We start from the raw sequence: 2,797 nt of genomic DNA, 5'->3' as shown, positions 1-2,797 counted from the left end.
TGAAAAGTGCGATCGCATTAATCCCCAGTTCAAATGCCTCGGTTACTTCTTTGAGCAATAAGTCCAGAGAATAGCGGTAACACCCTGGCATGGACTTAACCTCTGGTTTTAGACCCTGACCTTCCATCACAAATACTGGATAAATCAGGTCATTAACCGTCAGTTGAGTCTCTTGGACCATCCGACGAAAGGCTGCTGTACGGCGCAGACGTCGAGGCCGATGGGTTAATTGGAGTTGGTCAGAAGCTATTGACTTGTCGATCAAGTTGGGTAAGGACATAGTGAATCCGGTAGTAGATGTGAACTTGAGTTAAGTCTGTTAAATTCGTGAAGTTCATTATCAAGCATTTTGGTTTCAAAAATTATTCTGCGCAATAAAACTTTGATTTTACCGGTTGACTTGACTGGTGACGGTTGGTTGTCAGGAGTGAAGGGAGTGGTCACTTAAGGGGAGTAAGGGATAATCGGGTTATTGGTCTGGGGGGAGATCAGCTGGTAGATGTACTGGCAGGACTTCCGCCAAGCTGGACTGGAAACGTTATAACTAGTAAGGTGTGTGATTAATGCACCTTACTGGACTAACACCTTTCAATTCAAACTCTTTTGAGAATAGAATTCCAGTTTTTTGACCCGTTGTAGCCGTACATATCCTGATAGTAGGTATCTATCAGATACTCGTCTTCGTGGTTTTGCAACCAATCCCTCAAATCCTTCAGTTTCCGCGCTCCTTCCTCAACTTCGGCAGCATCATCCCAGTGTTTGCGCCAATAATCCCACATTGATTGGCTCGTGTCCTCGACAATTAAGTAGTCTCCACTCTGAAAGCCATTTTGATGAAAATATTCTAGGATACCAACCAGATTGACGTGGGAGTCTTCAATCAGCAACCAAGGATGAGGCAGATCCCAAAGCATTTGACTAGGAAAGGTAGCAGCCAAGTCATTGGAATCTCCCTGCAAAAAATGCACCCGAGAGTCTTGTTTTGCTACCTCGTCTAAAAGGGAGAGATCGATATCCATCGAATAGACTCTACCTTTTATGCCAAATAGTTCCAAATGATCCGCCAACCAAATGGCACTTCCTCCGTTAAATGCACCAAGTTCGATAATCGTTTTTGGTTGGAGTTCGTGGATTAATATAGGGTAAACCCCAATTTCGGTTACGGACTTATTCAGAATTATCCCTTTCCAAGTCTGTAACATGGCATTTTCCAGCAGAGGAATCCAAGCTTCAACAGGAATATCGCATCGATCTGTTCGTTCTGAGATTTTAGCGAATCGGTTGGGGTTTAACCGTTGATTATGGTGTTGTTTTTCTTGGAGAACAGTTTTATAATCCATAATTATTGTTTTAACAAATAACTTTATTGGCAATCCTTTTTCTGCTAAATCCTGGGTTGGCGACTGAAAATCGAATCGAGCATCGGTCGGAAATCAGACAGAAACATGGTGTCATAATTAGGGTCAAAAGATAATTGATCCCAGCGATCGCAGAAAATAATGGTTTGCTCAAAAGCGGGATGACCTTTGAACTTGTTGCGCTCATGGCGATCGCCACCAATAAAGTGCTGAAAGTAATAGCCTTGAAACACTTCGTGATGTTCTATCATCCAGGCATTTTCCGGAGACACATAAGGCCGTAAAATTGCGGCGGCCACTTGACCGTGATTGTAGGGCGCGAGGTCATCACCAATATCGTGTAGCAGGGCACAAACAACCATTTCTTCATCAGCACCATCCCGGAATGCCCGAGTGGCTGTTTGTAAGCAATGTTCTAAGCGGTCTACTTGACTTCCCATCTTATGACCGCGCAAGTCTAGCAATGTTTTAACAATTCGGTCTGTCAGACTGTTTACAAGTTCTTCAAAACATTGATTCGTAAAATCCCACTGTTCCTTAGTCAGGGTATCCATTCTTGTGTAACCCGTGATAGTCATAATCCCATAATCCTGCTTATCTGTAACAAGACTGACCTATTGCTTATCTGTAACAAGACTGAACCTGGTGGAAATTCTGTCGTCCTGCAAAGTAGTTCCAATCCATATATGCTGTTTCCAGGTGTCTAGAGCCAGAACTGGCGTCAAAAGCTTTACGTCCGTGTAGAATTCGGAAATTCTGCACTAACAAGCAGTCTCCAGGTTGCATCCGAAAACAGTATTCGTAAGCCGGTTTTTTTAGGTAGCGAAAGAATCCATAGTAAGCTTCATAAAAGCTTTCCATCTGCTCGAATGGTAAATCTAATCCCAAATTTTTGTGGCTGAAGAATATGTTAGTTACTTCCTCAGTGTCGTTTAGTTTGATAATTGGCTTTGTCTGGGAAACATAATAATCCCAGTCCTGGTAAAGTTGCCAAAAGGTGACAGGGGTTTGAGTTAAAATTTCAAAGTAGTGGGGATGATCTTGACGAAAATCCTGAGCCACACGAAAACCGTCTACTACGGTGGACTCACCCCCACAGGCTTCATTTTCTACACAATAGAGTAGTTGGACAATGGGTGGGGTAGGCAAGAAGGTGATATCGGTATGGGGTGATAAGGCATTACCCGCTGCTGAGAGAGACAAGTCTTGACCATTTGGGATAGCCTTAACTGTGGAGTAGCGTCCGTATTGAGCTAGATAGTAAATTGGTCCAATGGAAGAGACGAAAGTCTCTAACTTCTCCCAAGGCATTTTTCGCAATAGGGTAAACCCTAGGGTAGAAAGTTGATTCATCCAGAATTCAAAAGAACCATTACTATATTCACACCACTCTGGTGGATTGGCATCTAACCAAGCTTTGTCCCAAAGTTGCTTTTCCA

The 2,797-nt window shown here is 43.2% G+C and carries 4 protein-coding genes; all 4 read right to left on the bottom strand.

The window, feature by feature from the left end; all coding sequences use genetic code 11:
• A partial coding sequence (locus F6K20_RS32815; protein ID WP_502708906.1) for a porphobilinogen synthase occupies positions 1-280 on the bottom strand: 280 nt, incomplete at its 3' end.
• Between the two features lie 313 nt (positions 281-593).
• On the bottom strand, positions 594-1,340 hold the full coding sequence (locus F6K20_RS32810) for a CmcI family methyltransferase (protein WP_287297556.1): 747 nt from the start codon (positions 1,338-1,340) through the stop codon (positions 594-596).
• A 44-nt stretch (positions 1,341-1,384) separates the two neighbouring features.
• Complete coding sequence (locus F6K20_RS32805; RefSeq protein WP_287297555.1) at positions 1,385-1,936, bottom strand: HD domain-containing protein; 552 nt, start codon at positions 1,934-1,936, stop codon at positions 1,385-1,387.
• A 43-nt stretch (positions 1,937-1,979) separates the two neighbouring features.
• Positions 1,980-2,797, bottom strand: an 818-nt coding sequence (locus tag F6K20_RS32800) for a TauD/TfdA family dioxygenase (RefSeq protein ID WP_287297554.1), incomplete at its 5' end; no start/stop codon positions are given.

The organism is Moorena sp. SIO2C4, from assembly GCF_010672485.1.
GTDB lineage: Bacteria > Cyanobacteriota > Cyanobacteriia > Cyanobacteriales > Coleofasciculaceae > Moorena > Moorena producens.
Note: the sequence above shows the minus strand (reverse complement) of the source record. Positions and strands in the feature narration are given on the sequence as shown.